At 41.0% G+C, this 6,182-nt stretch carries 6 protein-coding genes; 1 reads left to right on the top strand and 5 read right to left on the bottom strand.

What is annotated here, in order from left to right; genetic code table 11:
• Positions 1-249 precede the first annotated feature (249 nt).
• From LC586_RS16010 to LC586_RS15990, 5 genes are all read right to left on the bottom strand, one after another.
• A complete protein-coding gene (locus LC586_RS16010; protein ID WP_229485763.1) occupies positions 250-414 on the bottom strand; it encodes a hypothetical protein in 165 nt (54 codons plus the stop codon).
• Entirely contained in the window at positions 411-2,231 is a 1,821-nt protein-coding gene (locus tag LC586_RS16005; RefSeq protein ID WP_229485762.1) for an nSTAND3 domain-containing NTPase, read from the bottom strand. Before LC586_RS16005 ends, LC586_RS16010 begins: the two co-directional genes overlap by 4 nt.
• A 124-nt stretch (positions 2,232-2,355) precedes the next feature.
• Positions 2,356-2,550, bottom strand: coding sequence for an Alr2735 family protein (locus tag LC586_RS16000; protein ID WP_229485761.1), 195 nt, complete (start codon positions 2,548-2,550; stop codon positions 2,356-2,358).
• Positions 2,492-3,850 carry a DNA cytosine methyltransferase gene (locus tag LC586_RS15995; RefSeq protein WP_229485760.1) on the bottom strand — a complete coding sequence of 453 codons (1,359 nt, stop codon included), beginning with the start codon at positions 3,848-3,850 and terminating at the stop codon, positions 2,492-2,494. The genes LC586_RS16000 and LC586_RS15995 overlap by 59 nt, the downstream gene beginning before the upstream one ends.
• A gap of 48 nt (positions 3,851-3,898) precedes the next feature.
• On the bottom strand, positions 3,899-5,107 hold the full coding sequence (locus tag LC586_RS15990) for an Alr2735 family protein (protein ID WP_229485759.1): 1,209 nt from the start codon (positions 5,105-5,107) through the stop codon (positions 3,899-3,901).
• An 88-nt stretch (positions 5,108-5,195) separates the two neighbouring features.
• Between LC586_RS15990 and LC586_RS15985 the strand changes: the two genes are divergently transcribed.
• On the top strand, positions 5,196-6,179 hold the full coding sequence (locus LC586_RS15985; protein WP_229485758.1) for a hypothetical protein: 984 nt from the start codon (positions 5,196-5,198) through the stop codon (positions 6,177-6,179).
• The last annotated feature ends 3 nt before the right edge of the window (positions 6,180-6,182 follow it).

Here is a 6,182-nt window from a genome sequence, read left to right as displayed (position 1 = left end):
GTAGATTTGATGTTGTCAGTGAGCATCAAAACAGGGATTCCTATTCTAGAGATTTAGTCTAAGTGCGGAACTACCCGCACTTCCTACCTTCTAGGATGACTGGTACTTTATTTCTCCGCAAGTCCCTTACCTATCTCTAGCACGTTTTCACTTAGCTGGCGAGTTTAGCATCACACGACTCAAGACTGTTAAACCTGTATTTAAAGAAACTAAAAAAAAGGACTCATGACTCATTAACATTGCTACAAATTATTTAATGGGGAACCACCTCATCATCTCCTGCACTTCCAATGCAACCCCCAAAGGCGGATACACAAATCCCAAAGACATTGCGATCGCATTCCTCTGCTTCCGCGCCCACTCAAATCCGAGGTTACTGTATTCTTGCCTTTTTTTAATGGTTGGTACACTCAAAGAGTACAGCGTTTCAGATCCTGTGAAAAGTTACCTATCAGCCATAGATTGGCAAGGATGAATGGGGTAGAGATGGCCCATTTACAGCTAATTTTTACGTGAACAATTTTAATATCTAATTTAGATAGGTCTACTGATTCAGCTTCCATTGCGGAAATGCAGTTATGAACATATACAAGGATGTCTGTTTTCTTGAGGAACCAGAACACTTGTATGAAGTGCATCAGATTTTTTTCATCTCCTGCATTTTTATATATTTCCCATGCTTGATTAACATGTGGACGCATTACTTTTATGATTCTTTGACTATCAAAGGTATTTAAAACAGGATTGAGAGCGTCAACAAGTTGATACTGAAGCTGAGGAAAAAAATGATTTAGGAGAGTAGCAAAATTAAGTAATCTATCCTTAAAGAAGGTAAGATAAAAAAGATATGTGGCGAGAACTTGGTCAGAAACTCGCACGCTCTCGTTCTCATACATATCGAGTAATTCATTTTCATGTAGCTGGCGGACAGCCTTCCAAAAAACTTCCTGGCTAATAGCGAATGCTGTCTCAATTGCCTTCATCATGTTTTCGTCTGAGCGATCTACTGTCCTGAAAAATGCAACGATTCCAGCAGCTTTTAAGAGATTTTCATCACCCAGTTCGTGCAAATCTCTTCGGATTGAAGAGTAATATTCATCATAAAGATTAGATACATTTTTAATACTGTCAAGTCTATTTTCTTGTTTTGCTAATAATGCAGCCATGATTGCAAGACGAGGATTTCCTTGTGCAATGTCAGCAATTCTGCTGAGATAGAGAGGATTAATAATTTCATACTCGTCCATAAGAATCTGCTTTATCTGATTTTCATCCAAAAAGTTTAGCTCTACCTCAGTCAAATTCTTATAAGAACACGATAATTTCTGAATTTTTTCAAAGGCATAATCTCGAACAGTAGCAATAACCTTGATTTTTTGATCCTCGCGTTGGTTATGAAGCAGATCAATGAAGTAGTCAAATGAATTGACCCGATTGGCATCATCTACAAAAATGAGGTGACAACCTGGTTCTGAAAAATAGACACGGATATCCTCAAAAATATTTGCTACTCGAATAAAAATACATTTAACCTGATATTCAGGATGATTTTCTAAAAATTGTTTGCAAGATTCGAGTGCAAGTCGAGATTTACCTACCCCTGCTTTTCCAGATACAATAACAAGATTACTCTTCTCTAACCCTTGTAATATTTCTTCTAACTCTTTCTCTCGAAAGTGAAAAGTTGTATTAATAGGAGTAGCTGCTTTTTTGTTATAAGCATTAACAAATTCATCAACATCAACAATTTGTCCTGTATCTACCTCAACCCCTAGCTGCTCTCGTGCAATGCCTGGATACTTTTGGTAAAGGTCATAGGAGATAGGCCCAATACCAAAGATATTGAGGTTTACTCCTCGCTTCTGGCATTCATCCCTCAGTAAATCTTCCTCATCAGGGGAAAGCATAGAGGTGTGACATAAAACTATCTCTTGGATTTTTTCAACAGATATTCCAGTTTTTGACTCATCAAAACATTTGTTGAGGTCTTTCTTAAACTTATTAGGAACCCCTTCTTTTTGTGTTGTGTATTCTGCAAAGACATACTTTCCATTAGGTAGTACTACTAATGTATCAGGAGTTCCTTGTCTCACTTTGTCAGCACCAATTACAGATCCAAGGGGATTGATCCGGTCGTATCCTCTCTTGTAGAGGTAAGCATCCGCAAGCTTTTGGAATGCTCCACCATCCAGTCTCAGCAGTTCGTTTTGAATCTGGTTAATTTTTGACATATGAGTTTACGCAGACAAAGGAAAATAGTCATTGCAATACTTTTGTACTATATTAATCCAGTTAAGATGTGATTGCTATTCATAGAATGCCTTCAAAAATGTGCTTCACATCGCAAGTAGGGCTTTACACCATCGAGTTGATACCGACGGGCGATTCAGCAGTCTCTTCCTGGGACTGCTCCTTTTCTTGAGATTTGATTTTGGCGTGATAGTCAGCGATCGCTTCACGGAGAATTTGTTGGGGAAGTAGCCCATATCCATCAATTAATTCCTGTCTGAGTACCCTTGTTTGGTGGTCTTCTTGCCCAGAGTGACGCACACAATTCGCGGTTAAAATAATCATTTATTATCTCGTCAGACCTACAGACAAGTAACAAATTTTGCTTTCTTGTAGCCAAATGTGGAGGCGATCGCTCTTTGCTGATTTTGCTTAACCCGCTTAAAGACAGCATTTCATTGACAAAAACGAATATATTCTTAAAATTCCAAGAAATTGGTAAAAATAGGCAGTTTTGCCAATTTTGGCAATTAATCTGATAACTGGTATTGCATTCTAGATGTTCCCTAACTTGCATTCCCACAGCATATGCAAGCAATGGGGGTACCGAATTTCCGATTTCTCTTTGGGCGTGGAGTATTGCCTCGCTGAAATTAAACCAATCGGGGTAGCTGTGCAAACGAGCAGCTTCTCTTACAGATATAACCCGTGGCTGTTCTGGATGAAGGGGACGTAATGCGGTGCGGTTGCCACTCCCCGCTCTTAAAGTCACGCAGAATCCATCCCATTGCAGCTTCTTTGATTTGGATTTAGCTTCCCTTGCACCTGGGGGAGTGTTGATGAATTGCTGAATTACTTCTGGTGTATGTGTTGTCGCTGCGAATCCCGTTCCAATGTTATTTACTATACCAATATTTGGGAATATTTTTTCAAGATACTTAGCATATTCTCCCTTCACCCAATCTGGATGCCATTCTTGAGTGTTTTGCTTGGGGAGTAGGGGGACTGGCGACAAGTCCGCGATCGCATCTCTAACTGTATGTTGAGGTTGATGCTCCGGCGGTATAATTTCTCCAAACTTAGATGCAACAAAAAACACCCTTTTTCTAGCTTGCGGAACCCCGTAATCTGAAGCGTTCAGGTTCCATTTGCTAAGGAAATAATGTTCTTCTAGCACTGCTTGGAGGTTAGCAGTAATGCAGCCAAACTTCTGATTTTCAATCCCTGGCACATTCTCCATGATTGCCGCAAGGGGATTGAGTTCCAACACCAGCCGAACAAACTCCCCTACCAACGAGTTTCTCTCATCTTCAACATTTTGCAGTCCGGCAACGCTAAATCCTTGGCATGGTGGGCCACCAAAAACGGCATGAATTTCCCCGTCCCAATTTATGTACTTCGCCTGAATATGGGCGCGTATTTCTTCCCCTGTCACTTCCCGAATGTCTTTGCACAAGACTGTGGCGTGGGGGAAATTATGTTGGTATGTTGCTAGGGCGATGGGATTGTTATCAATGGCGATCGCTATTTCAAATCCTGCTGCTTTAAATCCCAAGTCAAATCCACCCACCCCGGAGAATAGGCTAACAGCTATTTTTTTGTTTGCTGCTGTTGAGTTCATCGAGATTCTAATTAATGTTAACTTCTTGCACTTGGCTTTAAAGACATATCAATTACAATCGGAGTTCTGCCTGACTTTCAAATCTGCCAGCCATCTGTCTAACCGACTATTACTAACTGTTTCTTCTATTAGTGGGTAATCTGTAGTAAAGACTTTATATACCCCTCCTGACTCCATTTCATAAAAGTTGACAATCAACCCTTCACGCTTGGCATTACTAAGCTTTTTGATTGCTTCTGGAAGCATCTGCCATACAGATTTCCTTTCCGAATCCGAGAGGATCTTCCAAGCTTCTTCTTTAGCTTGTTGATATTGCCATAGTCCTCGGCGCACTGAGGAATAATCTGAAGCTTTCCGCAATATGTCTGCGAGGACTTCTGCATCAGTTGCTGGGACTTCATTTGTACCGAACATCCCAGCCAATGTACTTTCTACTGCCTCAATCTCATCTTCTTCAAAGTCAATGTTTGACTCTTCAGGCTCTTCCAGGTATTCTTCGCAGTCATATTCTTCTGTATCCCTTTGCCACAAGGTTTCAAGTTCTCGCTGCATTACCTCAAGGTTTGTTGGGTTGACGACACTTTCATCGTTGGCAGGAATCAATTTTTCTATGGTGTTAGTGGGTTGTTCACAAGGGATTAGTTCTTCAAAAGAGCCGATTTCATTCTTGGCTATTTCAGCTTGATGCTTTTCATATAGGTCAGCGATCGCCTTTCTGACAATTCGCTGTGGTGACAGTCCCAATTCCTCTATTAACTTTTCGGTAAACACCCCTGTTTGGTGGTCATCCTCTATAATTTTGCCGAAGGTGTAATATCTATTTCCATCTGGTGTTGCTCGCCAGTTGCCATCTTTTTTTTCTTGATTCATGGCTCTGAGAAATAATCTTCTTTTCTCAATCAGTTCTAACACTAATCCACAAGTCAATCCACCAAGAGGAATATCTTTCAATTCATCAATTAGGATTTTGTAGTTCACAGAACATAACCGAAGTAGTACCGATATTGGTAAAACTGCCAAGTGTTCCGGGCAACTGATAAATGCTTGAAAATTCTCGGCAATTCGGAGCGATCGCCTTGACTCAGCACTGCCCTTGTCCCACCCGTACTCTTCTAACAGTGCGCGATATTCTTTTTTGGTGTAGGTCTGCTTGTACTCATAGAGTAGGAAAGCCGTATGGAAGTACTCTAGGGTACTTTGCTCTATGTGGGTGGTAGGATTGGAGTCTACCTGATGCTGCTCAACGTGTAAAAACACTTTTACACCGCTAAATAGTTACGTTTATTAACGATTTAGCATACAAAGGCTTCAAATATGCTTTGTGGTTCCGATAGACTGAAGTAACATGAGTAAACAACAGCCCGAACAAAACCCGAAGCTACCTCCGAAGCGTGGTCGTCCTGTAGATGCAGAGAAAGACCGCGTGACAGTCCATATTAGTGTTGATATGCGAGGTCAAATTGAGAAGCTAATACCTGATATGGGTAAAAGCTTGTCAATGGTAGTTAGGAACTTGGTGAATTTGAGTTTAGAGCTTGTTGGTTTATCTCAAAAGGGACTTACTGCTCCTCGGTCAGGTAATTTAGAGGAGTGGCTTGCAAGTTATACGTCTTTGGGAACTGAGCTGCTTATTGCTTGTGAAACTCTAAATTTGTCAGCTCCAAAATCAGGACAAATAGCTATTTGGCTTTTAGACAAAATGGCTTTTGGGTCAAATGACCCTCAAATTATTAATGATGATGAAGATACTGGTACAAAGCTTTTAGAAAGAATTCGTTTAGGAAAGAAACTGCAAACTTTTAGCCTTGAACAAGGGATAAAATTACCTCAAAATGAGGAATTTGCTACTTGGTTGGGGCAGTTATATGCTAATGCTGCTATTGGACAAGAGTTTGTAGCTGCTTGTCGGGCGCTGGATTTGCAGTTACCAGAGACAGGAAAACTACAGGAGTGGTTGCAGGATTTGGTGGTGCGTTCGCGCAGCGTCTCCGCAGTAGAATCGCAATTATCAAACGAGTTATTAGAAGAATGCGATCAACTGGGGATAGAGCCGCCAAAACCTGGTGAGGTTGTAGCGTGGCTGCAAAATACCCGCCCTGCGGTGTTTGAGCAGTCAATGCACGAACATAGGTTACCTTTTACGGATGATGGTTTGCCTTTAGGGGGGTCGCAACCTTTTTTGGAGCATTTACTTACACTAAATGCACCGCCAACTGAAGATGAGGAGTATGACATTGCTCATAGGTTTGGTGTAGACCCAGCCCATCTTAAGGATTTGATATCCCGCATGAGGTTTGACAAGAACGGACAGACAAATAATTGTCATTAATAA

The sequence above is a fragment of the Nostoc favosum CHAB5714 genome (assembly GCF_020829495.1).
In the GTDB taxonomy this organism is placed as follows: Bacteria; Cyanobacteriota; Cyanobacteriia; order Cyanobacteriales; family Nostocaceae; genus Nostoc; species Nostoc favosum.
This window is presented reverse-complemented; position numbering and strand designations above follow the sequence as displayed.